25 protein-coding genes and 3 tRNA genes are annotated in these 26,588 nt (G+C 70.4%); 17 read left to right on the top strand and 11 right to left on the bottom strand.

Features of this window, described 5'->3' with window-relative positions:
- Positions 1-3 precede the first annotated feature (3 nt).
- From ACWED2_RS20500 to ACWED2_RS20475, 6 genes are all read right to left on the bottom strand, one after another.
- The gene (locus ACWED2_RS20500) at positions 4-444 is read right to left on the bottom strand and encodes a MaoC family dehydratase (RefSeq protein ID WP_449692064.1); all 441 of its coding nucleotides are present in this window, start codon (positions 442-444) and stop codon (positions 4-6) included.
- Entirely contained in the window at positions 441-890 is a 450-nt protein-coding gene (locus ACWED2_RS20495; protein WP_449692063.1) for a MaoC family dehydratase N-terminal domain-containing protein, read from the bottom strand. Before ACWED2_RS20495 ends, ACWED2_RS20500 begins: the two co-directional genes overlap by 4 nt.
- Before the next feature lie 82 nt (positions 891-972).
- Positions 973-1,137, bottom strand: coding sequence for a 50S ribosomal protein L33 (gene rpmG, locus ACWED2_RS20490; RefSeq protein WP_005152047.1), 165 nt, complete (start codon positions 1,135-1,137; stop codon positions 973-975).
- 50 nt (positions 1,138-1,187) lie between these two features.
- A tRNA-Met gene (locus ACWED2_RS20485) sits at positions 1,188-1,260 on the bottom strand.
- A 126-nt stretch (positions 1,261-1,386) separates the two neighbouring features.
- A tRNA-Thr gene (locus ACWED2_RS20480) sits at positions 1,387-1,459 on the bottom strand.
- An 80-nt stretch (positions 1,460-1,539) separates the two neighbouring features.
- Positions 1,540-4,179: a putative bifunctional diguanylate cyclase/phosphodiesterase gene (locus ACWED2_RS20475; protein WP_449692062.1), complete on the bottom strand. Its 2,640-nt coding sequence runs from the start codon at positions 4,177-4,179 to the stop codon at positions 1,540-1,542.
- 237 nt (positions 4,180-4,416) lie between these two features.
- Between ACWED2_RS20475 and ACWED2_RS20470 the strand changes: the two genes are divergently transcribed.
- The 3 genes from ACWED2_RS20470 (at position 4,417) to lon (ending at position 8,783) form a co-directional block, all read left to right on the top strand.
- Complete coding sequence (locus ACWED2_RS20470) at positions 4,417-5,355, top strand: GNAT family N-acetyltransferase (RefSeq protein ID WP_449692061.1); 939 nt, start codon at positions 4,417-4,419, stop codon at positions 5,353-5,355.
- A 70-nt stretch (positions 5,356-5,425) separates the two neighbouring features.
- A complete protein-coding gene (locus tag ACWED2_RS20465; RefSeq protein ID WP_449692060.1) occupies positions 5,426-6,280 on the top strand; it encodes an SAM-dependent methyltransferase in 855 nt (284 codons plus the stop codon).
- A 100-nt stretch (positions 6,281-6,380) separates the two neighbouring features.
- Positions 6,381-8,783, top strand: coding sequence for an endopeptidase La (gene lon / locus ACWED2_RS20460; protein WP_449692059.1), 2,403 nt, complete (start codon positions 6,381-6,383; stop codon positions 8,781-8,783).
- Positions 8,784-8,842: 59 nt separating this feature from the next.
- Here the strand turns inward: lon and ACWED2_RS20455 are convergent, their stop codons facing one another.
- Together ACWED2_RS20455 and ACWED2_RS20450 are read right to left on the bottom strand one after the other, a co-directional pair.
- Positions 8,843-9,673, bottom strand: coding sequence for a class I SAM-dependent methyltransferase (locus ACWED2_RS20455; protein WP_449692058.1), 831 nt, complete (start codon positions 9,671-9,673; stop codon positions 8,843-8,845).
- A 416-nt stretch (positions 9,674-10,089) separates the two neighbouring features.
- Positions 10,090-10,171, bottom strand: a tRNA-Tyr gene (locus ACWED2_RS20450).
- A 129-nt stretch (positions 10,172-10,300) separates the two neighbouring features.
- Between ACWED2_RS20450 and ACWED2_RS20445 the strand changes: the two genes are divergently transcribed.
- On the top strand, positions 10,301-10,792 hold the full coding sequence (locus tag ACWED2_RS20445) for a YajQ family cyclic di-GMP-binding protein (protein WP_449692057.1): 492 nt from the start codon (positions 10,301-10,303) through the stop codon (positions 10,790-10,792).
- Positions 10,793-10,826: 34 nt separating this feature from the next.
- On the opposite strand, the gene ACWED2_RS20440 is transcribed toward ACWED2_RS20445, so the two are convergent.
- The gene (locus tag ACWED2_RS20440; RefSeq protein ID WP_449692056.1) at positions 10,827-11,501 is read right to left on the bottom strand and encodes a hypothetical protein; all 675 of its coding nucleotides are present in this window, start codon (positions 11,499-11,501) and stop codon (positions 10,827-10,829) included.
- Between the two features lie 142 nt (positions 11,502-11,643).
- Here ACWED2_RS20440 and ACWED2_RS20435 point away from each other — a divergent pair, with 142 nt between their 5' ends.
- A complete protein-coding gene (locus tag ACWED2_RS20435) occupies positions 11,644-12,798 on the top strand; it encodes a sialidase family protein (RefSeq protein ID WP_449692055.1) in 1,155 nt (384 codons plus the stop codon).
- A 35-nt stretch (positions 12,799-12,833) separates the two neighbouring features.
- Positions 12,834-13,715 (top strand): glucose-1-phosphate thymidylyltransferase RfbA, encoded by an 882-nt coding sequence (gene rfbA / locus ACWED2_RS20430; RefSeq protein WP_449692054.1) that lies wholly within the window; start codon positions 12,834-12,836, stop codon positions 13,713-13,715.
- Here rfbA and htpX read toward each other — a convergent pair.
- On the bottom strand, positions 13,712-14,563 hold the full coding sequence (gene htpX / locus ACWED2_RS20425; protein ID WP_449692053.1) for a zinc metalloprotease HtpX: 852 nt from the start codon (positions 14,561-14,563) through the stop codon (positions 13,712-13,714). The two genes, rfbA and htpX, sit on opposite strands and share 4 nt — an antisense overlap.
- Positions 14,564-14,698: 135 nt before the next feature.
- Between htpX and ACWED2_RS20420 the strand changes: the two genes are divergently transcribed.
- Complete coding sequence (locus tag ACWED2_RS20420; protein WP_449692052.1) at positions 14,699-15,667, top strand: YncE family protein; 969 nt, start codon at positions 14,699-14,701, stop codon at positions 15,665-15,667.
- Between the two features lie 12 nt (positions 15,668-15,679).
- Here the strand turns inward: ACWED2_RS20420 and ACWED2_RS20415 are convergent, their stop codons facing one another.
- Positions 15,680-16,048 carry a YrdB family protein gene (locus tag ACWED2_RS20415; RefSeq protein WP_449692051.1) on the bottom strand — a complete coding sequence of 123 codons (369 nt, stop codon included), beginning with the start codon at positions 16,046-16,048 and terminating at the stop codon, positions 15,680-15,682.
- Positions 16,049-16,246: 198 nt separating this feature from the next.
- Between ACWED2_RS20415 and ACWED2_RS20410 the strand changes: the two genes are divergently transcribed.
- The 10 genes from ACWED2_RS20410 to ACWED2_RS20365 are packed head-to-tail and all read left to right on the top strand — an operon-like array spanning position 16,247 to position 26,555.
- The gene (locus ACWED2_RS20410) at positions 16,247-17,479 is read left to right on the top strand and encodes a class I SAM-dependent methyltransferase (protein ID WP_449692050.1); all 1,233 of its coding nucleotides are present in this window, start codon (positions 16,247-16,249) and stop codon (positions 17,477-17,479) included.
- 1 nt (position 17,480) lies between these two features.
- Entirely contained in the window at positions 17,481-18,272 is a 792-nt protein-coding gene (locus tag ACWED2_RS20405; RefSeq protein WP_449692049.1) for a glucose-1-phosphate cytidylyltransferase, read from the top strand.
- Positions 18,269-18,916 (top strand): PIG-L deacetylase family protein, encoded by a 648-nt coding sequence (locus tag ACWED2_RS20400; RefSeq protein WP_449692048.1) that lies wholly within the window; start codon positions 18,269-18,271, stop codon positions 18,914-18,916. Before ACWED2_RS20405 ends, ACWED2_RS20400 begins: the two co-directional genes overlap by 4 nt.
- Positions 18,917-18,921: 5 nt before the next feature.
- Entirely contained in the window at positions 18,922-19,941 is a 1,020-nt protein-coding gene (locus tag ACWED2_RS20395; protein WP_449692047.1) for an NAD-dependent epimerase/dehydratase family protein, read from the top strand.
- Positions 19,941-21,221: a DUF4910 domain-containing protein gene (locus ACWED2_RS20390; RefSeq protein ID WP_449692046.1), complete on the top strand. Its 1,281-nt coding sequence runs from the start codon at positions 19,941-19,943 to the stop codon at positions 21,219-21,221. The genes ACWED2_RS20395 and ACWED2_RS20390 overlap by 1 nt, the downstream gene beginning before the upstream one ends.
- A gap of 5 nt (positions 21,222-21,226) precedes the next feature.
- The gene (locus tag ACWED2_RS20385) at positions 21,227-22,552 is read left to right on the top strand and encodes a hypothetical protein (RefSeq protein ID WP_449692045.1); all 1,326 of its coding nucleotides are present in this window, start codon (positions 21,227-21,229) and stop codon (positions 22,550-22,552) included.
- 7 nt (positions 22,553-22,559) lie between these two features.
- Positions 22,560-23,504 (top strand): glycosyltransferase family 2 protein, encoded by a 945-nt coding sequence (locus ACWED2_RS20380; RefSeq protein WP_449692044.1) that lies wholly within the window; start codon positions 22,560-22,562, stop codon positions 23,502-23,504.
- A complete protein-coding gene (locus ACWED2_RS20375) occupies positions 23,501-24,685 on the top strand; it encodes a polysaccharide pyruvyl transferase family protein (protein ID WP_449692043.1) in 1,185 nt (394 codons plus the stop codon). The genes ACWED2_RS20380 and ACWED2_RS20375 overlap by 4 nt, the downstream gene beginning before the upstream one ends.
- Complete coding sequence (locus ACWED2_RS20370) at positions 24,682-25,230, top strand: dTDP-4-dehydrorhamnose 3,5-epimerase family protein (protein WP_449692042.1); 549 nt, start codon at positions 24,682-24,684, stop codon at positions 25,228-25,230. The genes ACWED2_RS20375 and ACWED2_RS20370 overlap by 4 nt, the downstream gene beginning before the upstream one ends.
- A gap of 8 nt (positions 25,231-25,238) precedes the next feature.
- Positions 25,239-26,555: a glutamate-1-semialdehyde 2,1-aminomutase gene (locus ACWED2_RS20365; RefSeq protein ID WP_449692041.1), complete on the top strand. Its 1,317-nt coding sequence runs from the start codon at positions 25,239-25,241 to the stop codon at positions 26,553-26,555.
- Positions 26,556-26,588 lie beyond the last annotated feature (33 nt).

Raw genomic sequence — 26,588 nt, 5'->3', positions numbered from 1 at the left:
GCCTCAGAGGCGGACCAGGGCCTGCGGCTTCCCGAGCACGGTCTTCCCGTCGAACTTCACCACGAGGTCGATCCGCGCGACGCCGTCGTCCTTGACGTCCGCGACCTTCCCGGTGATCTCCACCAACGCGCCCTCGGGCGTGTTCGGCACGACGACCGGGCGGGTGAAGCGGGCACTGAAGTCGACCAGCCGGGCCGGGTCGCCCAGCCAGTCGGTGACCACGCGGCCCGCCACCGCCATCGTCAGCATCCCGTGCGCGATCACGTCCGGCAGGCCGACGTCCTTCGCGAACGTCTCGTTCCAGTGGATCGGGTTGAAGTCCAGCGCCGCCCCGGCGTAGCGGACCAGCTGCTCGCGGGTGATCCGCACCTCGAGGGCGGGCAGCTCGTCGCCGGTGACATGCGGGGCTCCGCCACCCGGACCGCCGTAAGAAGGTGTGTTCACGCGTTCTCCCCTCGGACCACCAGCTGCGCGCGGGTGGTGCAGACCTTCTGGCCGGCGGCGTCGGTGATGTCGGCGCGCAGATTGATGAAGTCGTTGCCGGCGCGGGCCATGATGGCGTCGATGTGGGTGGTCACCTCGAGCACGTCGCCGGCGAACACCGGGCGCGTGTAGGTGAAGCCCTGGTCGCCGTGCACCATCCGCGAGTAGTCGAGCCCGAGTTCGGGGTCGGTGACGATCGCGTTGATCGAGGCGAGGTTGATGATCGTGAGGAAGGTCGGCGGGGCGATCACGTCCGGGTGACCGGCTTCGCGGGCCGCCTCCGGGTCGCGGTAGACCGGGTTCGCGTCGCCGATCGCGTCGGCGAACTCCCGGATCTTCTCCCGGCTCACTTCGTAACTGGTCTGCGGCGGATAGCTCCGCCCGATGAACGACTGGTCCAAGGGCACGGCGACGAGGCTACCAACAGCGAGAAGCCGCCCTGGGGATCCCAGGGCGGCTTCTTCGAGCTGGTGTGAACGCGCTACGTCGTCAGCGGGTTTCCTTGTGCGTCCGGTGCGTACCGCAGTTCGGGCAGAACTTCTTCATCTCCAGGCGATCCGGGTTGTTGCGCCGGTTCTTCTTGGTGATGTAGTTGCGGTGCTTGCACTCTTCGCACGCCAGCGTGATCTTGGGTCGCACGTCGGTGGCAGCCACAGCGTTTCCTTCTCTCTCAGGTCCCGGGGGCCAGCCCCGTCGTTACCGCGTAGCGGTGGCCGGACTTGAACCGGCGACACAGCGATTATGAGCCGCTTGCTCTGCCAACTGAGCTACACCGCCCTATCGTGCCCACCCCGGGGGTCCGGGGGCATGCCCCCGGCGGGGGTTTGGGGGCTCGGCCCCCAAAGGACACCGCGAAGCGAGCTAGGCACGGGTTTTCCCCGAGCATAGCTCGCCCACTCGCGGAGCCCCTTTACGGAATCGAACCGTAGACCTTCTCCTTACCATGGAGACGCTCTGCCGACTGAGCTAAAGGGGCCTGGCCTCTCGCGAGGACTTGGAAAGATTAGCAAGGGGCGTCACCCGGCCGTGCAACCGGGGTCCCAAAACGACAAAACCTCAGGTCAGGAGGGTCAAAACGGTCTCCGAGTGCCGCCCCGGCGAGCGCGCGGTGCGGGCCTGCAGCCACGCCTCCAGGCGGTCCTCCGGCAGCGGCCGCGAGATCAGGTAGCCCTGGGCGACGTCACACCCCATCGCCTCGAGCTGATCGCGCGCCACGTCCTCCTCGACGCCCTCGGCCACCACGGTCAGCCCGAGCGAGTGCCCCAGCTCGACGATCGACCGGACCACCGCGAGGTCGCCGAGGTCGGTCCCCATGCCGAGGACGAAGCTCTTGTCGATCTTGACCTGGTCGACCGGCAGCTGCCGCAGGTACGCCAGCGACGAGTACCCGGTCCCGAAGTCGTCCACGGCGAGCGTGATGCCCAGCGAGTGCAGCTCGCGCAGGATCGGCAGCGCCTTCTGCGGGTCGGACATCACGCCGGACTCGGTCAGCTCGAACGTCAGCAGCTCCGGCGGGATGCCGTAGTGCTCCAGCTCGCGGGCCACCTTGTTCGGGAAGTCCTCGTCGGCCAGGTTGCGCACCGACAGGTTGACCGCGACCGAGATCCGCAGGCCCTCGTCGAGCCACTTGCGGCAGCGCTTGAGCGCTTCGCCGAGCACGAAACCCGTCAGGACGCCGATCAGGCCGGCCGCCTCGATGGCCGGGACGAACTCGTCCGGGCCGAGCCTGCCGAACTCCGGGTGCACCCAGCGGACCAGCGCCTCGACGCCCTGCACCTGCCGGTTCGGCAGGGTGATCTTCGGCTGGTAGTGCACGCTGACCTGACCGTCCTCGAGGGACTGCCGGAACTGCGTCACCATCTGGAAGCGGCGCAGGAAGATCTGGCCCATGCTCGGCACGTAGCCGCGGACCTCTTCGCCGCCCTTCGTCGCGCGCACCGCCACGTCCGCGCGCTGCAGCAGGCCTTCGATGTCGACGACGTCGCCCGGTTCTTCCGCGGACGTGGTCGCGTAGCCGATCATCGCGTTCGCCTCGACCGACAGCCGGTCGACCGGGTAGGGCGCCGAAAGCTCCTCGCGGAGCCGCTCCGCCGCCTGGTGGGCGTCCTCCGGCGGGCACCCGACGAGCAGCGCCGCGAAGGAGGCGCCTTCGAGCCGGGCGAGCGGGACGTCCGGACCCAGCGCGTCGCGGATGCGGCGGCCGGCCGCGACCACCATCCGGTCGGCCCAGGCGTAGCCGAGCGCGTCGCTGACCGTCGAGAAGACGTCGAGGTCGATCCGCAGCACCACGGCGTTGGCGAAGTCCCGCAGCGGCTCCTTCGCCACCTGCCGGAAGCCCGGCCGGTTGAGGTGCCCGGTGAGCGGGTCGTGGTAGGCGTCGTGGCGCAGCGTCGCCAGCAGCCGCCGGTTGTCCAGCGACGTCGCGAGGTGGCTGGCCATCGTGCCGAGCAGCTGGACGTCGTACTTGCCGAAGCCGCGCCACCGGGACAGCCGGTCGTGCGCCTCGACCACGCCGAGCAGCCGGTTCGCGCTGCGCAGCGGGACGACGAGCGCCTCCTGCGCGCCGCGGTCGAGCAGCGCCGCGCGGACGTCGGGGTTGGCCTCGGTGATCCGGAAGTGCCGCACGTGCGCGCCGGGCAGCCGCAGCAGCGGGTCGTCGGCGGCGGGGTCGGCCGACGGCAGGTCGTCGCCCGCGACCACCACCCGCATGGTGTCCTTCGGCTCGAGCCGCAGGCGCAGCACGACGCGGCCGGCGGCGAGCTGGTCCTTGATGCGCTCGGCGATCGTCGCCCATTCGCGGACGTCGACGCCGCCGACGAGCTCGTCCGCGCGGCTGGCCGGGCGGGCGGCGGCCTGCTGGCCCGAGCGGGCCACCATCAGGCTGACGTCGGAGAGCGCCTCCATGTCCCGCTGTTCGCGCAGCAGGTCGGAGTACGCCCAGTACAGCGCGGTGAGGCCGAGGAAGACGGCGAGCACCAGCGGCCACGCCTGGGGCGTGGTCGAGATGACGAGGTAGCCGGAGAGGCCGACAGAGGCGTTGACGAAGCCGACGACCAGGATCCGCCCGGTGAGCCGGACGGCGGTGCTGACCCGCATGCGGCGGCGCAGCACGCGGACCGCCGCCAGCGCGAGCAGGGTGCTCACGAGCGGCGCGGTCAGGGTGCCGGCCAGCGCCGCGACCCACGGGATCCCGTCCCCGGTCCCGACGGCGTGCTTGACCAGCCCGGCGACCGCGAAGGCGCCGGTGATCTCGAGCAGGAAGGCGCCCGCGTTGTAGAGCACGCGGCCGGCGACCTTGCGCGCGAGCAGCGTGCCGATGCCGGCGACGAGGTGCGCGGCCAGCACGACTTCGAACGGCGCGATGAAGAACCCGATGACGAGCGGGATCTCGGTGAACGAGATCGTCCAGGAGATGCCGCTGCGGACGTCGACGTTGATGCCGAGCTGTTCGGCGAGCAGGAAGGCGATCGCCAGCACCGGCCCGATCCACAGCAGCCGGTCGTTCCACTCGAACGGCAGCCACGAGCCGACCGCGAACGAGGCGACGAGCCCGAGGCTCAGCACGGCGAAGGTGTACACGCGGAAGCGGCGCTCGTCGGTGCGGGCTTCGGCGGAGACGGGTGGTGTCCCGGAAGCGGCTCCAGGCCCGGGCTGCGCCTGCGCGACGGCGTCGCCGTGGGCGTTGGTGTCCGGCATCCGACCTTCCCTCCCGGCTTGTCCACCGGTGCTGATTCGTGACTTCGGGTGTGGACAAGGGCCATACCGTACCCCGTCAGGCGTACCCGTGTCCCTTTCGAGACAGTAGGAGATCACCCCAGGGTTAACAATGCCTCGAACGCGCTGACCTGCGTGGACCAGAGGGTGAAACGCCGGATGTCCGAACTCTGCCGATTCCCATACGCACAAGACACCGGGTAGCGCTTCAATGGGCGCATGCACAGCGATGTGATTGCCACCGAGCACGCGGCGCGGCTCGCGGCGGTGGATCCCCTCCTCCCCGGCTCGACTCCCTTCGAAGCAGCGGAAAACGCGGTGGTCCTGGAGGTGGCGACGGGCGACTCCGCCGCGTCCGGGCTGGCTTCCCGCGTCCAGGTCGACCGCGACGCCCCGAACGCCCCGTGGCGCGCGCTGACCGAACACCGCCTCGACCTCCAGCTGGCCGGTCCGCAGCCGGCGGCCGTCCTCGACGCCCTCCTCACCCGATGGGATGAACATCTGCGCGCGGTCGCCGAGCGCGGCGACACCGAGACGGCGGCGATCGTGCCGCGCGCGAGCCGCGACGCCGCCGGCGCGCGGGAAATGCTGCACCACGGCTTCGCCCCGCTGCGGGTGGTCGCGGTCCGCCCTTCGCAGCGGCTGGTGCCGGCCACCCCGCTGGGCACACCCGGGGTCAAGATCCGCCGCGCCGAGCCCGGCGACCTCGAGACGGCGGTGGCGCTCGGCATGGAGCTGCACTCCTACGACGCCCAGTACGGCACGGTGAACTGGCGCACCGGCGTCGAGGAGATCCTGGCCAAGGACCTCGCCGAGCAGCTGAAGCGGCCGGAGCCGCCATTGTGGATCGCCGAGCTGTACGGGCGTCCGCTCGGCATGGTGAGCGTGCAGCACCCGGGCGAGACCGGCTGGATCAGCGGCCGCGTCGCCGCTTCCCGGGTGGGCTACCTGTCGTCACTGGCCGTGGCGGAGGCGGCGCGGTCGTCCGGCGTCGGTACCGCGCTGGCGACGCACGCCCACCACGTCCTCGACGAGGAAGGCGCCGACGTCGTCCTGCTGCACCACGCGGCGGCGAACCCGCTGTCGACGCCGTTCTGGTACGCGCAGGGGTACCGCCCGCTGTGGACGTACTGGCAGCGTCGACCGGCTGTTCGGTGAACTACTGGAGGATTACCGAGGGTGGGCGGAACTTATAGGCTGACCTCGCCGCCAGCGAGGGGAGCCTGAAGTGACCGACCAGCGGGATTCCGCGCCGAGAGCGCCCGAGGGAGTCGACACCGAGAAGCCGTCCGCGGCCCGGATCTACGACTGGTACCTGGGCGGTACCCAGAACTGGGCCGTGGACCGCGAGTTCGGCCGGCGCATGGAGCAGCAGTGGCCGCTGGTGCGCCCGGGGTCGAAGCAGAACCGCGAGTTCATGAACCGCGCGGTCCGCGCGGCGCTGCGGGCCGGCATCCGGCAGTTCATCGACCTCGGCTCGGGCGTGCCGACGGCGGGCAACGTGCACGAGGTCGTCGAGGCGGAGCTGCCGGAGGACCACGACGCGAAGGTCGTCTACGTCGACTACGAGCCGGTCGCCGTCGCCCACGCGACGCTGATCCTCGAAGAGGGCATGGCGACGGACTGGGCCGGCATCGTCCAGGCCGACATGCGGGACGCGAAGTCGGTGCTACGCGCCGAAGAGACGCGCCGGCTGATCGACTTCTCCCAGCCGGTCTGCCTGATCATGGCGGCGGTGCTGCACTTCGTCGGCCCGGACGACGACCCGGAGGGACTGCTGGCGACGTACCGGGACGCGCTCGCGCCGGGCAGCTGGCTGGCGATCTCGCAGATGAGCGAAGGCGACGGAGCGGGTCCGCACCTGGACGGGCTGCGGTGGTTCGTCGAGCAGTACCGGAAGACGAGCAACCCGGTCTGGCTGCGCAACCGCGAAGAAATCGAGCCGCTCTTCGGCGACTGGCCGATCCTCGAACCGGGCATCGTGCACCTGCCGGACTGGCGGCCGGACCGGAAGATCAACGCCCTCGAGGCGGAGGCCCGGCCGTTCGCGTGGTGCGCCGTGGCGGCGAAGCCAGGCTCCTGACCTGCGGTTTCCCCGATCGCTGTGGGCGAACGCACCATCGGAAACAAACACACCCATCGGAGAGTTGAGCTAAGCAGACTCAACTAACCGAGGAGTGCACATGTCCGACACCCGCCTCCTGCCCGTGCTCCCGCTCGATGACGACGTCGTGCTGCCGGGCATGGTCGTCCCGCTCGACCTGACCGACACCGAGACGCGGGCCGCGGTGGAGTCCGCCCAGGCCAAGACGCCGAGCCAGGCGTCGTTCCCCGGCATCCGCTCGGCTTCGGCCGCCAAGGCCGAGGTCCTCATCGTCCCGCGCGTCCACGGCGAGTACGCCGAGTTCGGCACCGTCGCCACGGTCGAGCGCATCGGCCGCGTGCCCGGGGGCAAGGCCGCCGTCCTGCTGCGCGGCACGGCCCGCGCGGTCGTCGGCCGGATCGCCGACGGTCCCGGCGCCGCCCGCTGGGTGCACGCCGAGGACGCCCCCGAGACCACCGACGACCAGACCGCGAAGCTCGCGGCCGAGTACAAGGCCGTCGTCATCTCGATCCTCCAGCAGCGCGGCGGCTGGCAGCTGATCGACGCCGTCCAGCAGGTCGAGGAGCCGTCCGCGGTCGCCGACCTGTCCGGCAACGCGCCGTACCTGTCCACCGAGCAGAAGCTCGAGCTGCTGTCCGCTTTGGACGTCAGCGCCCGCCTGGAGAAGGCTCTCGAGTGGAGCAAGGAGCACCTCGCCGAGCTCGAGGTGACCGACACGATCCGCAAGGACGTCGCCGAGGGCATGGAGAAGCAGCAGAAGGAGTTCCTGCTGCGCCGCCAGCTCGAAGCGATCCGCAAGGAGCTGGGCGAGCTCGACGGCACCGCTGACGAGACGGACTACCGCGCCCGTGTCGAAGGCGCCGAGCTGCCCGACGCCGTCAAGAAGGCCGCACTGGCCGAAGTGGACAAACTGGACCGCACGTCCGAGCAGTCCCCCGAAGGCGGCTGGATCCGCACTTGGCTGGACACCGTCCTGGAACTGCCCTGGAACGAGCGCACCGAGGACGTCTACGACATCGCCGCGGCACGGGCCGTTTTGGACGCCGACCACGCCGGTCTGGACGACGTCAAGGAACGCATCATCGAGTACCTGGCCGTCCGCAAGCGCCGCGCCGAGTCGGGCCTGGGTCCGGTCGGCGGCCGTCGTTCCGGTGCCGTGCTCGCCCTCGCGGGCCCTCCCGGGGTCGGCAAGACGTCGCTGGGTGAGTCCGTCGCCAAGGCCATGGGCCGCAAGTTCGTCCGCGTCGCGCTGGGCGGCATCCGCGACGAGGCCGAGATCCGCGGTCACCGCCGCACGTACGTCGGCGCGCTGCCCGGCCGGATCGTCCGCGCCATCAAGGAAGCCGGCTCGATGAACCCGGTCGTGCTGCTCGACGAGATCGACAAGGTCGGCGCCGACTACCGCGGCGACCCGACCGCGGCGCTGCTCGAAGTGCTGGACCCGGAGCAGAACCACACGTTCCGCGACCACTACCTCGAGGTCGAGCTGGACCTGTCCGACGTCGTGTTCCTGGCCACGGCCAACGCGCTGGAGACCATCCCCGGCCCGCTGCTGGACCGCATGGAGCTCGTCACGCTGGACGGCTACACCGAGCACGAAAAGGTCACCATCGCCCGCGACCACCTGCTCCCCCGCGAGCTGGAGCGCGCCGGCCTGGGCACCGCGGACGTCGTGCTGACGGACGCCGCGTTCAGCCGGATCGCCGCCGAGTACACCCGCGAGGCGGGCGTGCGCGACGCGAACCGGACGATCGCCAAGGTGCTGCGGAAGGTCGCGACCAAGGTGGCGCTGGACGAGGTATCGCTGCCGCTTTCGGTCGACGCTCCGGACCTGGAGACGTACCTGGGCCGGCCGCGGCACATCCCGGAGTCGTCGCTGCCGGCGTCGACGCAGCGCACGGCGACCCCGGGCGTGGCGACCGGCCTGGCGGTGACCGGCGCGGGCGGTGACGTCCTCTACATCGAGGCGTCGCTGGCCGACGAGGAGTCCGGCGCGTCCGGGCTGCAGCTGACCGGCCAGCTCGGCGACGTGATGAAGGAGTCGGTGCAGATCGCGCTGTCCTACCTGCGGTCGCACGGCGCGGAGCTGGAGCTGCCGGTCGGTGACCTGCGCAAGCGCGGCATCCACGTCCACGTGCCGGCGGGCGCGGTCCCGAAGGACGGGCCGTCGGCGGGCGTCACGATGACGACGGCGCTGGCGTCCCTGCTCTCCGGCCGCGTGGTCCGCGCGGACGTGGCGATGACCGGCGAGGTGTCCCTGACCGGGCGCGTCCTCCCGATCGGCGGCGTGAAGCAGAAGCTGCTGGCGGCTCACCGGGCGGGGATGAAGACGGTGATCATCCCGCAGCGCAACGAGCCGGACCTGGACGACGTCCCGGCCGAGGTGCTGAGCCAGCTGGACGTCCACGCGGTGGCGAACGTCCGCGAGGTCCTCGACCTCGCCCTGACCCCGGCTTCGACGCCGGTTTCCCAGGCGGCGTAACCCCGAGCGCCGCCGTGACGGCCGGTTTCCCTCTCCCCCAAGGGAAACCGGCCGTTCCCTTATGCTCCGACCTTCCGGGCGGCGACGAGGTAGCCGGTGCCGAGCCAGCGCTTGGCGCCGTGCGCGATCGTGGTTTCCGGCCGCGCCCGCCACGAGCGGTCCCGCCGCCGGACGAGCCGGTCGACCGGCGGCACCGACGCGGTGACGTCGTAGGCGATGACCTGACCCGGCTGCAGGCCGGCGCGCCACAGCAGCTCCCGCAGGCGCCGCGGGGTGAGCGCGACGATCCCGGTGCGGCGGGCCCCGTGCCGTCTCGAGGGCGGGACGCCGACGGCGCGTTCCAGCGCGCCGAGTGTGCGGCGGGCGGGCCAGAAGACACCCCATTCGAAGAGCCGGTACGGGCTCCTCGGGTTGAGCATCGTCGTCACGACGAGCCCGCCGGGCCGGGTGACCCGGGCGACTTCGCGCAGGGCCTGCGCGGCGTCGGTGTACTCGAGGACGCCCATCGCGAGGACGACGTCGAACTCCCGGTCGCCGAACGGCATCTCCTGGATGTCCCCGACCGCCAGCCGGACTTCGCGGCCCGCCCGCGCCGCGACGGCGTCGACCATCGCCGCCGACTGGTCGCAGGCGGTGATCCGGAAGTCCCCGGGCCGCGTGTCGAGCAGGTGCCGCACCATCATCCCGGGCCCGCACCCGACGTCGAGCAGATCACCGCCGGGGCAGCCGGCGAGGACCTGGTCGATGGCATAGCGCCGCGAATGGTGGTACCGAGCGGTGGGTCCCCAGCCGGCGTGGTCGTTCGCGTAGCCGGCGACGAGCGCGGGTTCGGCGTACTGCACCCGGACCAGCTCTTCACGGACGGGTCGCAACGCAGCGGGAATGGCCATGTGCTCCTCCAACGACTCGGTGGAAACCCCGGCAGCCCCTGCACCCCAGGCTGGGGTCGAGTCGTTCAAGAAATGCGTTACGGGTATTCCTGCAAAGGGTCGAAAGGCGGAGCCGCGCTTCCCCCGAACCGGCCAGCAGAGTCCCCCGACCTGCGGATTCACCGGATAATACGCCCGATATCGCCCATCCCGCGCATAGCCGACCCGCAGGCATAATACTGCCACTCAGCATAAGATAATCAATTCTCAATTGCTGCAAGAAACCAGCATCCGACAGCCGACAGCGCAAGGTGACCACGACGGGGGTCCAGGGGGGCGGAGCCCCCTGGCGGGGGTTTGGGGGTTCGACCCCCAAAAGACACAACGAAGAGAGCCATGCCTGCGTTTTCCGCAGGCATGGCTCTCTCGCGATCGCGTGGCGGGTGAGGGATTCGAACCCCCGTAGGCAATGCCAACTGGTTTACAGCCAGTCCCCTTTGGCCACTCGGGTAACCCGCCAAGGCCGGTCGCACCGGCCGGGGGAAAGCTTACCCAACGGGTTCCGACCGGGGTCAACCGGGATACCCGTCGGGTGACAGGGGCTAGGCTGGGCAGCCCCTGACAAGCGAGTACGAGGTGTGAGGACACGTGGCGGATCCCTCTTTCGACGTCGTGAGCAAGGTCGACCGCCAGGAGGTGGACAACGCGCTCAACCAGGCGAGCAAGGAGCTGGGCACCCGGTTCGACTTCCGCGGCACCGGCACGACGATCAACTGGGCCGGCGAGGAGGCGCTCACGATCGAGTCCGAGACCGAGGAGCGCGCGCTGGCCGCGGTCGAGGTGTTCAAGGAGAAGCTGATCAAGCGCAACATCTCCCTGAAGGCCTTCGAAGCCGGCGAGCCGGCGCTGTCCGGCAAGATCTACAAGATCTCGGGCAAGATCCTGCAGGGCATCGCCTCGGACAAGGCGAAGCAGGTCGCCAAGTTCATCCGGGACGAAGGCCCCAAGGGCGTCCAGGCCCAGATCCAGGGCGACCAGCTGCGGGTGTCGGGCAAGAAGAAGGACCAGCTGCAGGACGTGATCGCCTTGCTGAAGGGCAAGGACTTCGAGATCGCGCTGCAGTTCACCAACTACCGGTGACGCCGCCGCGGGCACCCGGTCGCCGGGTGCCCGCTCACGACGGGGTCACCGTCCAGCTGGCCTCGTACCCCTCGACCTGCAGGTACGCCGGTCCGCGGACGTCGCGTTCCACCTGCAGGTCGCCGATCTGGTTGAGGATCAGGTCGCGGTCCTGCACCGAGGTGGCCATCACCCACAGGCCGATGTTGCCGCGGGTCTTCGCCGTGAACTTGATGCGGGTCACGCCCGCCGGGAGCTTCAGCACCGCTTCGCCCTTGCCGGCCGTGTCCTTACCGCTTTCCGCCGTCGGGATGTTCCGGTGGTCGGCGATCGTGGCCGTCCACGGTGCGTTCGCGTGGACCGTGATCCGCTTCGCCGGGCGGTCCGGCTGCGTGTTCATCCACTTCGTGCCCTTGTAGGAGCCGATGGCGTTGACGAGGCCGTGCTCGCCGCCGTCGGTGTCGACGATCACGTTGGACGTGCACTTGGCGCAGTCGAACGTGAAGAAGCCCACCTGGTCGGCCGGCCAGGACGTCTGGAACTCGCCGCTTCCCGTGCCCGTGTGCGTCTCGGTGGGCACGTCGCGCGGCACCGGCGGCGCGGTCGACGTGGGCGTCGGTACCGAGCTCGCGTAGGTCCGGTTCTCGACGATCTCGCCGTAACCGGTCGACGGCGCGCACGCCGACGTCAGGACCAAGAGCAACAGCACGCCGGCCGGCCGGATCTTCATCATTCCCCCTCGGGGTCACCACGACCCCTCCGGTGATCTTTCGGGCCCGGGAGCGGGAGCGTTACCCGAACGCGTGAATGCGCCCCGTGGCCGCCGCGCGCCCGTGTTGTAATCGCGCGGTCACCGAGTGGAGGGGGTCGAGTTGCGCCGTTCACTGGTCTTCGTGCTGACGCTCGCGGCCGTCGCCTCGCTGCTGACACCGGCCGGCGCGGCCGAGCGCAAGCAGCTCATCCCCGGCTTCGGCGCGTACGCGCGCCTGATCCGCCTCGAACACTCCACCGTCGGCCGCGGGGCCATCATCGCCACCCTGACCAGCCAGGACGCCGGAGGCAAGGTCACGCCCGTCCTGGAGAGCACCGACGAGGGCGAGTCGTTCCACCAGATCGGCGCGATCCGCGACCCCGACGGCCGGTCCGGCATGTGCTGCGGCACCGTCTACGAGCTGCCGGAACGCGTCGGCAAGCTCCGGGCCGGCACGCTGCTGTGGGCCGCGTCCTACCGGCAGGACGCCGGGCCGCAGCGCCGCATCGGGATCCGCGTCTGGGCCAGCAAGGACGGCGGCCGCACGTGGGGCTTCCTGTCCGAGGCCGCGCGCTCGCACAACATCGACGGGATCTGGGAGCCCGAGTTCACCGTCGACGCCGGCGGCACGCTCTGGCTGCACTTCGCCGACGAGACGCAGGCACCGAAGTACGCGCAGGTGCTCAACCGGGTCGCCTCGACCGACGGCGTGACCTGGGGCACCAAGCAGCTCACCATGGCGATCCCGCCGGACCGCGTCCGGCCCGGCATGCCGATCATCCGGCGGCTCCCCGACGGCCGGTACTACTTCGCCTACGAGATCTGCAACTTCCGCGACCGCTACTGCGACCCGTACTTCAAGATCTCCGCCGACGGCGCCAACTGGGGCGACCCCGCCGACCCGGGCACCCGCGTCGACACCGCCAACGGCAACTACTTCCAGCACGCGCAGACGATCACGCTGTTCCCCGGCGGCCCGAACGGTGTGCGGATCGTCATGGTCGGGCAGATCTACACCAACGCGAAAGGCGTCCCGCAGCCCGGGAACGGCCAGGTCCTGCTCGCGAACGACGACTTCGGCAGCGGCCACTGGTACGAACTGCCCGCTCCCGTGCACATCACCGGCATCTGGAACAACTTCTGCCCCAACTACTCCTCGACGCTGCTGCCGGTCGACGGCGGCCGGAACGTGCTCGAGATCGCCACGGAGGACAACGGCGGCTGCAAGGCCTACTTCGGTAAGGGATCCGTCCTCGAGGAGCGGCCCGTAGGGTGAGGAGGTCTCAGCCCGCGCCGAAAGGGAGGCCGTCCATGAAGGGCATCGTGCTGGCCGGAGGCAGCGGGACACGTCTGCACCCGATCACGCAGGCGGTGTCCAAGCAGCTGCTGCCGGTCTACGACAAGCCGATGGTCTACTACCCGATCTCGGTGCTGATGCTGGCCGGGATCCGCGAGATCCTCGTCATCTCCACCCCCACCGACCTGCCGATGTTCCGCAGGCTGCTGGGCAACGGCGACCAGTTCGGCCTGACCTTCTCCTACGCCGAGCAGGCGAGCCCGAACGGGCTGGCCGAGGCCTTCGTGATCGGCGCGGACTTCATCGGCGACGACGACGTGGCGCTGGTGCTCGGCGACAACATCTTCTACGGCCAGGGCTTCTCCAGCCGCCTGCAGCAGGCCGTGCGCGAGCTCGACGGCTGCGTCCTGTTCGGCTACCCGGTCAAGGACCCCGAGCGCTACGGCGTCGGCGAGGTCGACGAGGCCGGCAGGCTGCTCACCATCGAGGAGAAGCCGCTGCGGCCGCGGTCCAACAAGGCGATCACCGGCCTGTACTTCTACGACAACGAGGTCGTCGACATCGCCCGCGCGCTGAAGCCGTCGGCGCGCGGTGAGCTCGAGATCACCGACGTCAACCTGACCTACCTGCGCCAGGACCGCGCCACGCTGGTCGAGCTCAGCCGCGGGTTCGCCTGGCTCGACACCGGCACGCACGACTCGCTGCTCGAAGCCGGCCAGTTCGTCCAGGTGCTGGAGCACCGCACCGGCGTGCGCATCGCCTGCCTCGAGGAGATCGCGCTGCGCATGGGCTTCATCACCGCCTACGAGTGCTACGCGCTGGGCGAGAAGCTGGCGAAGTCCGGCTACGGCGACTACGTGAAGGCAGTCGCCGTCGCGGCGGGAGCGTCGGTCTAGAACTGGCGGCGGGCCATCTCCTCCAGCCGCCGGATGCGGTCGGAGATCGGCGGGTGGGTGGAGAACAGCTTGCTCAGGCCTTCGCCGGGGCGGAACGGGTTCGCGATCATCAGGTGCGACTGCGACACCAGCTGCGGCTCGGCGACCAGCGGCCGCGCCCGGGTGCCGGCCTCCAGCTTCCGCAGCGCCGACGCCAGGCCCAGCGGGTCGCCGGTCAGCTCGGCCCCGGACGCGTCGGCCTGGTACTCCCGCGACCGGCTCACGGCCATCCGGATGACGGCCGCCGCGATCGGCCCGACGAAGATCAGCAGCAGGCTGAGCAGCGGGTTCCCGTCGCGGTTGTTGCCGCCGAAGAACAGCGCGATGTTCGCGAGCACGCTGATCACGCTGGCCAGCGCGCCGGCCACGCAGGAGATCAGGATGTCGCGGTTGTAGACGTGCGACAGCTCGTGGCCGAGCACGGCCCGCAGCTCCCGCTCGTCGAGCAGGTCGAGGATGCCGGTGGTGCAGCAGACCGCCGCGTGCCGGGGGTTGCGGCCGGTCGCGAACGCGTTGGGCGCGGACGTCGGGCTGATGTACAGCTGCGGCATCGGCTGCCGCGCGACCTGGGCCAGCTCGCGCACGATCCGGTACATCGCGGGCTGCTCGACCTCCGACACCGGCCGCGCCCGCATCGCGCGCAGCGCCAGCTTGTCGGAGTTGAAGTAGGCGAACGCGTTGATCCCGAGGGCGACGACCAGCCCGATGACCAGCGCGCCCCGGCCGAAGAGCCCGCTGAGCGCGACGATGATCGCCGACAGCAGGCCGAGCAGCAATGCCGTCTTGAGTCCGTTCTGGTGCCCGTGCACGCGCGCTCGCCTCCGTCCGCTCTGGAAGTGGGGTTACCCAGTGGAAACAACGCGATCGGGGGACGCGAAGTTCCTTCACGTGGCGATGGCGCGGGTTACGCTCGGGCGGCGAGATGATCAGGAGCGGAGGCGCCGATGGGCGGTGCACGGCTACCCCGGCGGACGCTGTTCGCCCTGGTCACGGCGGGTGCCGGCGCCCTCGTCCTGCCCGGGACGGCCAGCGCGGAGGACGTCCGGTCGCTCGAGCTGGGCGGAGCTCCGGCCGGGGTCGCGGTGAACCCGGTCACCGGGCTCGGGTACGTCGTCGACGCCCAGGCCGGGACGGTCTCCGCGGTCGATCCGCGCAGCGCGTCGGTCGTCGACGTGGTCCACGTCGGCGGCGCGCCCGGCGACGTCGCGGTCGACCCGAAGGCGGCCCGGATCTACGTCGCGAACCCGCCGGCGGGCACCGTGGTGGTGCTGGACGGCCGCACCCACGACCTGGTCAGCGTGATCGGCGCGGGCGCCGGCGCCTCGGCGCTGGCGGTCGACGAGGCGGCCAACCGCGTCTACGCGGCCAGTGGCAGCACCGGCACGCTCGCCGTGCTGGACGGCGTGAGCTGCACGCTGGCGGCGCTCGTGCCGGGCCCGAAGCCGGGGCTCGCCGGCATCGGCGTCGACCCCGGCCGCAAGCTGGCCTACTGCACGAGCACGGCCACCGATTCGGTCGAGGTCTTCTCGATCGACAGCGGGAAGTTCGTCGCCTCGGTGAAGGTCGGGCGCAATCCGACCGGCGTCGCGGTGCACCACGCGAGCGGCACGGTGTACGTGGCGAACTCCGGCATCCACCACATGTCCATTGTGGACGCCACGACCCGCACCGAGCGCAAGACCGTGTTGCTGCGCAGCGAATCCTCCGCGCTGGCCGTGCACCAGGGCACGAACACGGTGTACACCAACGGCGGCCAGAACGGGCTTTCCCGCGTCGACGGCACGGCGGGCACGCTGAGCGGCGAACTGTCGCTGGGCGTCAACCCCGGCGACGTCGCCGTCGACCAGCGGACGCGCACGGTGTGGGTCACCGATCCCCTGCACGGCCGGGTCTTCCTGGTCCGCGATTTCTGACCCCGGGAGCGCTCAGCCGTCCTTGGCGACCACCCGGGTGAGGGCCGCCACACCGATCCCGGCGATGGCCACCACCAGGCCCACGACCAGCCAGCCGACCAGCGCGAGCGCCACGCCGGCGACCGCGAAGAGGGCGAATTCGAGCAGGAAGCGGGCCGGTTCCGGGAGCCGGCGGCGCGCCCGCGGCGCGACGAACAGGCCCCAGAGCGCGGCGGCCGCCACCGGCAGCAGGACCGCGTCGACGACCGCCAGCGCCACCCCGCTGCCGAGCTGGGTGCCCGCCAGGGCGAGACCGCCCAGCAGCGCCAGCTCGGTGAGGAAGCGGACGGTCAGCACCACGCCCGCGAACCCGCTCAGGCGGGGAGTCGGCTCCGAAGTCATCGGACCAGCCTAGGAGCACGTCCACTGTGGACGTTACGGGTCCGGTTGGGTACTGTTGGTGATTCCCGCCACAGTTAGGCCATTCAGGTTGCGGTTCCGAATCGGTCCACCAGCGGCTCCCGCGTCGCTGTAACGACCTCCCGGCGCCGGTCGACGTGTTGGATGCACATCGCGACCGCGAGCCAAGGAGCCTGGTAGATGACCACATGTCGACTCTGCGGTTCGACAAACACGGCCAGTGTCGTCGACCTCGGCGCGACTCCCCCGTGTGAGCGATTTTTGGCGGCGGAGCAGCTCGACGAACCGGAAGCCACCTTCCCGCTCCACCTGAAGGTGTGCACCGACTGCTGGCTCGCGCAGATCCCGCCGCTGATCGACCCCGGCGAAACTTTCACCGAGTACGCGTACTTCTCGTCCTTCTCGACGTCGTGGGTCGAGCACGCGAAGCGTTTCGTCGACGGCGCGGTCGAGCGGCTCGGGCTCGGCGAGAAGTCGTTCGTCGTCGAGGTGGCGAGCAACGACGGGTACCTGCTCAAGCACGTCGTCGGGCACGGGATCCGGTGTCTGGGCGTGGAACCTTCGGTGAACGTCGGGCAGGCGGCGCGTGACGCCGGCGTGCCCACCCTGACGGCCTTCCTCTCCGAGGAAACCGGCCGGCAGGTGCGCGAAGAGCACGGTGCCGCGGATCTGGTGGCCGCGAACAACGTCTACGCGCACATCCCCGACGTCCTCGGCTTCACGAAGGGCCTGCGCGCCCTGGTGGCCGACGACGGCTGGGTCTCCATCGAGGTCCAGCACCTGCTCACGCTGATCGAAAAGAACCAGTACGACACGATCTACCACGAGCACTTCCAGTACTACACGGTCGAATCCGCCCGCCGCGCCCTCGCGACCGGCGGCCTGACCGTGGTCGACGTCGAGCTGGTCCCGACGCACGGCGGCTCGATCCGGCTCTGGGCGCGTCCGGCCGAGGTGGCGGGCGAGCCCAGCGAGCGGATGACCGACGTGCTGGAGCGCGAAAAGTCCGCCGGGCTGCACGAGCTGTCCGGGTACACCGAGTTCGCCGAGCGCGTCACCCGCGTGCGGCTGGACCTGCTGAAGTTCCTCATCGAGGCGCGCAACGACGGGAAGACCGTCGTCGGGTACGGCGCCCCGGGCAAGGGCAACACCCTGCTGAACCACTGCGGCATCCGGACCGACCTGCTGCAGTACACGGTCGACCGCAACCCGTACAAGCACGGCCGGTTCACCCCGGGCACGCGCATCCCGGTGCTGCCCCCGGAGCGGATCGACGCGGACCGGCCCGACTACGTGCTCGTCCTCCCGTGGAACCTCCGGGAGGAACTGACCGAACAACTCTCCTACATCGGGGACTGGGGCGGAAAGCTCGTGTTCCCGATCCCCCACCTGGAAATCGTCGAGGTGCAGTGAAGTGAAGGTCGTCCTCTTCTGCGGTGGCTACGGGATGCGGATGCGCAACGGCGCGGCCGACGACGTCCCCAAGCCGATGGCGATGGTCGGTCCGAGACCGCTCATCTGGCACGTGATGCGCTACTACGCGCATTTCGGCCACACCGAATTCATCCTGTGCCTCGGCTACGGCGCGGCGCACATCAAGAACTTCTTCCTGTCGTACGAAGAAACCATTTCGAACGACTTCGTGCTCCGGAACGGCAAGGCCGAGCTGCTCTCGACCGACATCGCGGACTGGACGATCACCTTCGTGCAGACCGGGATCGAGTCGCCGATCGGCGAGCGCCTCCGCCGCGTCCGCGAGCACCTCGACGGCGACGAGATGTTCCTCGCCAACTACGCCGACGTCCTGTCCGACGTGCCGCTGCCCGAGATGATCGAGCGGTTCGAGAAGTCGGACGCGGGCGCGTCGATGATGGTCGTCCCGCCGCAGTCGTCGTTCCACTGCGTCGAAATGGACGAAGGCGGCATGGTCGGCTCGATCACCGCGGTGAGCGAGATGCCGCTGTGGGAGAACGGCGGCTACTTCGTGCTGCGCCAGGACGTGTTCGACCACATCCCGGAAAACGGCGACCTCGTCGCCGACGGCTGCGCCGAGCTGGCCAAGCGGGGCCGGCTGCTCGCCTACCCGTACCGCGGGTTCTGGAAGCCGACCGACACGGTCAAGGAGCGGGCGGCGCTGGACTACGCCTACAGCCACGGCGACCGCCCCTGGGCGCTGTGGGAGCGCCCGGCCGTGAGCACCGCGTGATCGGGCTCCGGCCGGGACGGCTCGGCAGCGTGGTCGCCCTCGGCGCCCACTGCGACGACATCGCGATCGGCGCCGGCGGCACGTTGCTGACGCTGTGTTCCTCCCGGCCCGGCCTGCGGGTCGACGCCCTGGTCCTGTCCGGCGGCGGCACGCCCCGCGAGGACGAGGAGCGGGCGGCGCTGGCGGCGTTCTGCCCGGGCGCGGACGTCGAGGTCACCGTGCTCAAGCTGCCGGACGGGCGCTTCCCGGCCCACTGGGAAGAGGCCAAGAACGCCCTGGAGGACCTGCGGCGGCGGACCGACCCGGGCCTCGTCCTGGCCCCGCGCACCGACGACGCGCACCAGGACCACCGCGGGCTGGCGAAGCTGGTGCCCACGACGTTCCGCGACCACTTGGCGCTCGGCTACGAGATCGTCAAGTGGGACGGCGACCTCGGCAGCCCGTCGGTGTACCAGCCGCTCTCCGACGAGCTCGCAGAGGAGAAGGTCCGGCTGCTGCAGGAGCACTACGCGTCGCAGCGGCACCGGCCCTGGTACGACCGCGAGGCCTTCCTCGGGCTGGCCCGCATCCGCGGGATCGAAGCCGCCGCGAAGTACGCCGAAGCGTTTTTCGTCAAGAAACTCACTCTCGATCTGAAGGGCTGAATCCGATGCGGGTGTTGCTGACGGGGCACAAGGGCTACCTGGGGACGGTGATGGCCCCGGTGCTCGCCGCCGCCGGCCACGAAGTCACCGGCCTTGACTCCGGCCTGTTCGAGGACTGCCTGCTCGGGCCCGCCCCCGCCGACCCGGCCGGGCACGTCGTCGACCTGCGGGACGTCACGCTCGAGCACGTCACCGGGTTCGACGCGGTCATCCACCTGGCGGCGCTGTCGAACGACCCGCTGGGCTCGCTCGCGCCCGAGCTGACCTACGACATCAACCACCACGCGTCGGTGAAGCTCGCGAAGCTGGCGAAGGAGGCCGGCGTCCAGCGGTACATCTACGCGTCGACCTGCTCGGTGTACGGCGCCGGTGGCGACAACCTCGTCGACGAGGACGCGCCGCTGCGCCCGGTGACGCCGTACGCGGAGTCGAAGGTGCGCGTCGAAGCCGACGTCCACGAGCTCGCCGACGACGACTTCACGCCGGTGTACATGCGCAACGCGACGGCGTTCGGCTACTCGCCGCGGCTGCGCGGCGACATCGTGCTGAACAACCTGACCGCGCACGCCCACCTGTCCGGCGAGGTGCTGGTGCTGTCGGACGGCACGCCGTGGCGGCCGCTGGTGCACGCCCAGGACATCGCGCGCGCGTTCGCGGCGGCGCTGACGGCGCCGAAGGAGGCCGTGCACAACAAGGCGTTCAACATCGGCACCGAAGAGAACAACGTCACCGTCGCCGAGATCGCCCAGGAGGTCGTCGAGGCCGTGCCGGGCTCGACGCTGAACATCACCGGCGAGGCGGGCGCCGACCCGCGCTCGTACCGGGTCGACTTCTCGCGCTTCCGCGCGGCGATCCCCGGCTTCACCTGCGACTGGTCGGTCAAGGACGGCGCCGTCGAGCTCATCGAGGCCTACCGCAAGTTCGGGCTGACGCGGGAGTCGTTCGAGCAGCTGTTCACCCGGCTGGCCTGGCTGAAGAGCGAGGGCGAAGCCGGCCGCGTCGACACCACCCTGCGGCGGAAGTAGTGGCGGCCCCGCAGCTGCGGACCGGGGCGGAACTGCACGCCCTGGTCGAGCGGCTGTACCCGATCTGCCGCAGCATCACCGGCGACGGCGTGCGGCAGACCCTGGACATCATCGGCGAGCACATCTGTTTGGAGCGGCACGAGGTCCCGACCGGTACCGCGGTGCTGGACTGGACGATCCCGCAGGAGTGGAACATCCGGGACGCCTACGTCGCTTCGCCGTCGGGTGAGCGCGTGATCGACTTCCAGGAGCTGAACCTGCACGTCGTCGGGTACAGCGTCCCGGTGTCGCGGCGGATGCCGCTGAGCGAGCTGCGGGAGCACCTGCACACGCTGCCGGACCAGCCGTCGTGGGTGCCCTACCGGACCAGCTACTACGCCCCGGCCTGGGGCTTCTGCCTCGCGCAGGAGAAGCTCGACGCGCTGCCCGACGGCGAGTACGACGTCGTCATCGACTCGACCCTGGCCGACGGTTCGCTGACCTACGCCGAGCACGTCGTGCCCGGCCGCGTCACCGACGAGGTCATCGTGTCCTGCCACGTCTGCCACCCGTCGCTGGCGAACGACAACCTCGCCGGCATCGCGGTGGCCGTTTCGCTGGCCCAGCAGCTGGCTCTCTCCCAGCCCCACTACACCTACCGGTTCCTGTTCATGCCGGGCACGATCGGCTCGATCACGTGGCTGGCGCGCAACGCCTCCCGGATCGAGAAGGTGCGTCACGGGCTCGTGCTGGCGTGCGCGGGCGACCCGGGAACGCTGACGTACAAGAAGTCCCGCCGCGACGACGCCGAGATCGACCGCGTGATGCAGCACGTGCTGCGGTCGCGGGAGCACCGCGTCGTCGACTTCTCGCCGTACGGCTACGACGAGCGCCAGTTCTGCTCGCCGGGCTTCAACCTCGGCGTCGGCTCCCTGACGCGCACGCCGTACGCGGGCTACCCCGAGTACCACACGTCCGCCGACAACCCGGGCTTCGTGTCGCCCGCGGCCATTGAGGACACCCTCGGCGCCCTTCGCGATGCCTTCGGTGTCCTGGACCGCAACCGCCGGTACGTCAACCTCAGCCCGTACGGCGAGCCGCAGCTCGGCAAGCGCGGGCTGTACGACTCCCTCGGCGGCCGCAGCGACGCCAAGCAGGCCCAGATGGCGATGCTGTGGGTGCTCAACCTCTCCGACGGTTCGCACAGCCTGCTCGACATCGCCGAGCGCGCCGGGCTGCCCTTCGAGATCGTCGACGTCGCGGCGCGGGCGCTCCACGACGCCGGCCTGGTCAAGGAGTGAGCGACGTGGCCAACCATCGCCGTGCACCGCGCTCGATCTTCCGGTCGGGCGCGGTTCGCGCGATGGCCGGACGGTTGAGCTGGGGCCTCGGCGACCAGGCCGTGTCCAGCCTGACCAACTTCGCCGTCGGGCTGTACGTGGCCCGCTCGCTCGGCACGTTCGCGTTCGGCATCTTCAGCCTCGCCTGGGTCACCTACGGCGTGGTGCTCAACATCTCGCGCGGCCTCGCCACCGACCCGCTGATGGTGCGGTTCAGCGCCGTGGCGGAGGACCGGTGGCGCACGGGCGTGGCGAGCGCGTCCGGCACCGCGATCGGCGTCGGCTGCGCGACCGGGCTGGTCAGTCTCGTGGCCGGCCTGGCCGCGGGCGGGCCGCTCGGCAACGCCTTCGTCGCGCTCGCCGTCGTCCTGCCGGGCCTGCTCCTGCAGGACGCCTGGCGCTTCGCGTTCTTCGCGCGCGGGGCGGGCAAGAAGGCGTTCATCAACGACTGTGTGTGGGGCGTGGCCCTGATCCCGGCGCTCTACGTCGCCGCGCAGATCCACACGGTGGTCGCGTTCGTGCTGGCCTGGGGCCTTTCCGGCGCGGTCGCGGCCCTCTACGGCGGGTTCCAGACGAGGATCCTTCCGCACCCGCGCGAGCTGCTCGGCTGGCTCCGGACGCAGCGCGACCTCAGCGTCCGGTACCTCGTCGAGAACGTCAGCAACAGCGGCGCGTCGCAGCTGCGCGCGTACGGCCTCGGCGCCATCGCCGGGATCACCGCGGTCGGCGCGGTCCGCGGGGCCGAGCAGCTCCTCGGCCCGTTCCTGGCCCTGCTCATGGGGCTGTCCCTGGTGACGGTCGCCGAGGGCGCGCGGGTGCTCCAGCGGGCCCCGCACCGGCTGAAGCACTTCTGCATGATCCTCGGCGGCGGGCAGGCCGCCGCGGCGTTGTGCTGGGGCCTCGGCCTGCTGCTGCTCGTGCCCGACCGCGCCGGCCGCTGGGTGATGGGCTCGGTGTGGGACTCGTCGTCCCCGCTGATCCTCCCGGTCACCCTCGCCGTGGTCGGCGCGAGCTTCGCCACGGGGGCGGCGGCCGGCCTGCGCGCACTCGGCGCGGCTCCCCGCAGTTTGCGGTCCCAGCTGATCGCCTCCCTGTTCTACGTCACCTTCGGCATCGCCGGCGCGTTCCTCGGCGGCGCGGCCGGGTCCGCCTGGGGCGTCGCGACGGCCACCCTCAGCGGCTCCGTCGTCTGGTGGTTCCAGCTGCGCCTGGGGCTGCGCGACTACGTCCCGCCGGGCGCCGACGAGCCCACCGTGGTGTTCGAGCCGATCAAACAGCCGATCAAGGAATGAGGACTCCATGACCACCGTCCCGCGGCTGAGCCTCGGCCTCCCGGTGTACAACGGCGAGGAGTACCTCGCCGAGTCGCTGGACGCCCTGCTCGGCCAGACCTTCGAGGACTTCGAGCTCATCATCTCGGACAACGCCTCCACCGACGGCACCGACGAGATCTGCCGCCGCTACGCCGAGAAGGACTCGCGGATCCGCTACGTCCGCCAGCCGAAGAACATCGGCGCGACACCGAACCACAACTTCGTGTTCGACGTGTCCCGCACCGAGCTGTTCAAGTGGGTCTCCCACGACGACCTGTACGCCCGCGACCTGCTCAAGCGGTGTGTCGAGGCCCTCGACGAGCGCCCGGACATCATCCTCGCCCACTGCGACCAGGCGATCATCGACGGCGACGGCCGCATCGTCCAGCCGCTGGAGTACACGCTGAACACCGCGTCCCGGCACGCGCCGGACCGCTTCCGCAGCGTCCTGTTCGAGCCGGGCGGCGACGACTTCTACGGCGTCATCCGCGCCGACGTCCTCCGCCGCGTCAAGCCGCTCGACAGCTACCACCACGCCGACCGGACGTACTCGGCCGAGATGGCCCTGCACGGCCCGTTCCACCAGGTGCCCGAGCTGCTCTACTTCCGCCGCGACCACCCGGGCCGCGCCGAGCGGGCCAACCCGACCATCCGGAGCCGGTGCGCGAATCTGGACCCGCGGCGCGCGAACCGGCTCCGGAATCCCACCGTCCGCCTGCTCGGCGAGTACGTCTACGGATTCGCGGACCTCATTCGGCGCGCGCCGATCTCGGCCGCCGACAAGCGCGAGTGCTTCGGCCACCTCGGCGCCTGGCTGACCAACCGGGCCCGCTCCGGCCACGGCGAGCGCGTCGAGGACCGCGCGCCGACCGCCTCGGACGTCGCCACGGTCAACGAGATCGTGGCCGGCCGGGAAGGCAGGCTCGCGTGAAGCGTCCGCCACGCGTCGGCGTGTTCGGCCTGCTCGGCTCGGGGAACCTCGGCAACGACGGTTCCCTCGAAGCCGTGCTCGGCTACCTGCGCGCCGAGTACCCGGACGCGGTGCTGGGCGCCCTGGTCGGCGGGCCCGAGCTGGTCCGCCGGCGGTACGGCCTCGACGCGACGCCGCTGCACTGGAACCAGGCCGAGTACGAGACGGCGTCCGGCCTGCGCTCGATCGTCCTCAAGGGACTCGGCAAGCTGGTCGACATCGGCCGCACGGCCGCCTGGGTCCGCAAGCAGGACGTCGTCATCGTGCCCGGCATGGGCGTCCTCGAAGCGACGCTGCCACTGCGTCCTTGGGGTTTCCCGTATTCGCTCTTCCTCCTGTCCGCCACCGGGCGCCTCTTCGGCACCAAGGTGGCGCTCGTCTGCGTCGGCGCCAACGAGATCAGCGCCCGGGCGACGCGGGCCCTGGTCCGCTGGTCCGGCCGGCTGGCCGCCTACCGCTCCTACCGCGACGACATCTCGCGCGACGCCATGCGCGCCATGGGCGTCGACACGAGTGCCGACCAGGTCTATCCCGACCTCGCGTTCTCCCTCCCCACCCCGGCCGCCGGCGGCAAGCCGGGCACCGTCGGCGTCGGCGTGATGGCCTACTACGGCGGCAACGACGACCGCGCCGAGGCCGACCGCATCTACCGCCACTACGTGGACACGATGAACCGTTTCGTCGCGTGGCTCGTTGACCAGGGCAGACCCGTCCGGCTGTTCATCGGCGACCAGATCGACCGGCAGGTCGTCGACGAAATCATCGAGAAGACCGCCAGCCCGCTGGTGACGGCGGCTCCGGCGGAGACCCTGGACGAACTGATGCACGAGATGGCCGAAGTGGACAGCGTGGTGGCCACGCGCTACCACAACGTGCTCTGCGCCCTGAAGGTCGCGAAACCGACCGTGGCGATCGGCTACGCACCGAAGAACGACGTGCTGATGGCGGAGATGGGCCTCGACGGCTTCACCCAGCGGGCGAAGACCGTCGGCTTCGACCGGCTCGTCGAACAATTCACCGAACTGGAGAACCGTTCGGCGGAACTTCGCCAAACACTCCTGGAACGGAACCAGATGAACGCGCAACGGCTCAAAGACCAGTTCGCCGCCCTTTCGGCGGCCCTCTTCGGGGGTGGGCGATGAAGGCCATTCCGGTGCCCGAGATCGACGGCGCGTACCTGTTCGAACCCACTCCGCACGCGGACCGGCGCGGCTTCTTCAGCCGGACGTTCGACCGCGACGTCGTCGCGTCGGTCGGCATCGACCCGGACGGCTTCATCCAGGACAGTCTTTCCCGGTCACGCAAGGGAGTCGTGCGCGGGATGCACCTTCGCGGCGGGGCCGGCGAGGCGAAGCTGGTGCGGTGTTCGCACGGCGCCATCTTCGACGTCGTGGTGGATCTCCGACCGGATTCGCCGACATACCGGAATGTGAAAACCTTCGAACTTTCCGGTGATACCCAGGTTTCTTTGTACATCCCGGCGGGGTGTGCACACGGATTCCAGTCACTCACCGATCCCTCCGATGTTTCGTACCGTATCGATCGGGCGCACGATCCTGAAGAGGACATTACGATTTCGTACAAAGACCGTGAATTGGACATTTCGTGGCCACTGTCGGTCACAATGGTCAGCGACCGGGACGAACGGGCGCCATCTCTCGGAGAGGCGTTGAAACCAACGAGGTGAGCCACGACATGGGAACGAACCTGCCCCGCTCCACAAAGGCGAACGAGCGGCTGCACCGGGTCATCCCCGGCGGTGCGCACACCTACGCCAAGGGCTCGGACCAGTATCCCGAAGGGATGGCCCCGGTCATCTCGCACGGCCGCGGCGGCCACGTCTGGGACGTCGACGGGAACGACTACATCGAGTACGGCGCCGGCCTGCGAGCCGTCAGCCTCGGCCACGCCCACCCGCGGGTGGTCGAAGCGGTGCGCGGCGAGCTGGACAAGGGCAGCAACTTCATCCGGCCGTCGATCATCGAGGCCGAAGCCGCCGAGCGGTTCCTCGAGAACATCCCGACCGCCGACATGGTGAAGTTCACCAAGAACGGCTCGGACGCCACCACGGCCGCGGTCCGGCTGGCCCGCGCCGCCACCGGCCGCAAGCTCGTCGCCAAGTGCGCCGACCACGCCTTCTTCTCCACCGACGACTGGTTCATCGGCACCACGCCGATGAACGCGGGCATCCCGGACGAGACGACGGAAGCGACGGTGTCCTTCCCGTACGGCGACCTGCAGGCCGCGGAGGAGCTGCTGCAGCGCCACGAGGGCGAGATCGCGTGCATGATCCTGGAGGCGGCCGCCGCGGTGGAGCCGCCGCCGGGGTACCTGCTGGGCCTGCGCGAACTGACCACCCGGCACGGCGTCGTCCTGATCTTCGACGAGATGATCACCGGCTTCCGCTGGTCCGCCCAGGGCGCGCAGGGCCTCTACGGCGTCACGCCCGACCTCTCGACGTTCGGCAAGGCGCTCGGCAACGGCTTCGCGGTGTCGGCGCTGGCCGGCAAGCGGGAGCTGATGGAGATCGGCGGCCTGCGCACCGGCCGCGAGCGGGTGTTCCTGCTCTCGACCACGCACGGCGCCGAGACCCACTCGCTCGCCGCCGCGATGGCGGTCATGGACGTCTACCGCGACGAAGACGTCATCGGCCGCATGCACGCCCTCGGCGACCGGCTCGCCGCCGGCGTCCGCGAGGTGACGGCCGGGATCGGCGTCGAAGACCACGTGGTGGTCCGCGGCCGGGCCAGCAACCTGGTCTTCGGCACGCTCGACGAGCAGGGCAGGCCGTCGCAGCCGTACCGGACGCTGTTCCTGCGCGAGCTGATCAGCGGCGGCGTGCTCGGACCGTCCTTCGTGGTCAGTGCCGCACTCACCGAAGCGGACATCGACAAGACCATCGACGTCGTCGCCCAGGCCTGCACGGTGTACCGGAAGGCCCTCGACGCCAACGACCCCACGCCGTGGATGGGCGGGCGACCGGTGCAGCCCGTGTTCCGCAAATACGCCTGATCCCCGCACGGACGGGCCGGATTCACCCGTTGG

The organism is Amycolatopsis sp. NPDC005003, from assembly GCF_053600695.1.
The sequence above is the reverse complement of the archived record's forward strand: the minus strand, read 5'-3'. Positions and strand labels throughout refer to the sequence as shown.

Coding starts and splice junctions, on each gene's coding strand:
- ACWED2_RS20475 (WP_449692062.1), bottom strand. CDS start 4,179: ATGCCGGACACCAACGCCCACGGCGACGCCGTCGCGCAGGCGCAGCCC.
- ACWED2_RS20470 (WP_449692061.1), top strand. CDS start 4,417: ATGCACAGCGATGTGATTGCCACCGAGCACGCGGCGCGGCTCGCGGCG.
- lon (WP_449692059.1), top strand. CDS start 6,381: ATGTCCGACACCCGCCTCCTGCCCGTGCTCCCGCTCGATGACGACGTC.
- ACWED2_RS20455 (WP_449692058.1), bottom strand. CDS start 9,673: ATGGCCATTCCCGCTGCGTTGCGACCCGTCCGTGAAGAGCTGGTCCGG.
- ACWED2_RS20440 (WP_449692056.1), bottom strand. CDS start 11,501: ATGAAGATCCGGCCGGCCGGCGTGCTGTTGCTCTTGGTCCTGACGTCG.
- rfbA (WP_449692054.1), top strand. CDS start 12,834: ATGAAGGGCATCGTGCTGGCCGGAGGCAGCGGGACACGTCTGCACCCG.
- ACWED2_RS20420 (WP_449692052.1), top strand. CDS start 14,699: ATGGGCGGTGCACGGCTACCCCGGCGGACGCTGTTCGCCCTGGTCACG.
- ACWED2_RS20415 (WP_449692051.1), bottom strand. CDS start 16,048: ATGACTTCGGAGCCGACTCCCCGCCTGAGCGGGTTCGCGGGCGTGGTG.
- ACWED2_RS20410 (WP_449692050.1), top strand. CDS start 16,247: ATGACCACATGTCGACTCTGCGGTTCGACAAACACGGCCAGTGTCGTC.
- ACWED2_RS20395 (WP_449692047.1), top strand. CDS start 18,922: ATGCGGGTGTTGCTGACGGGGCACAAGGGCTACCTGGGGACGGTGATG.
- ACWED2_RS20380 (WP_449692044.1), top strand. CDS start 22,560: ATGACCACCGTCCCGCGGCTGAGCCTCGGCCTCCCGGTGTACAACGGC.
- ACWED2_RS20370 (WP_449692042.1), top strand. CDS start 24,682: ATGAAGGCCATTCCGGTGCCCGAGATCGACGGCGCGTACCTGTTCGAA.
- ACWED2_RS20365 (WP_449692041.1), top strand. CDS start 25,239: ATGGGAACGAACCTGCCCCGCTCCACAAAGGCGAACGAGCGGCTGCAC.